Source organism: Halalkalibacter lacteus, assembly GCF_036663595.1.
Taxonomy (GTDB): domain Bacteria; phylum Bacillota; class Bacilli; order Bacillales; family Bacillaceae_D; genus Halalkalibacter; species Halalkalibacter lacteus.
Genome location: NZ_JAWRVL010000169.1, coordinates 1 through 278 on the forward strand (window position 1 = coordinate 1; position 278 = coordinate 278).

Sequence of the window (278 nt, forward strand, 5' to 3'; positions counted from 1 at the left end):
GCAAGGTGAGCTTCAATCCGTAGACCGGATGATAATCCACCGAAACCTTTACCAGAACCTGAATATCATTCCTGAAGGGCTGGCCGGTAATCCTTTCAAATTCCCTGATCCTGATATTACCTCCCGACCAGGCTACGGCTGGCATGCGGGCCAGTATCTGGCTTCCCCTATCAGCCTTTTCAACCAGGTCGAAATAATGAAATCCCTTCTGGGAATAAAATGAATGATTGGTAACCTCCGCTACTACCCAAAAAGTTCTAAACGCAAAGGCATGGCTG

Annotated in this window: 1 protein-coding gene; it reads right to left on the minus strand. The window is 47.8% G+C overall.

Translation table 11 applies throughout. From position 1 onward, the window contains the following. Positions 1-278: exodeoxyribonuclease VII large subunit (locus SAZ04_RS21945; protein ID WP_332699673.1), on the minus strand; the 278-nt coding region annotated here is incomplete at both ends.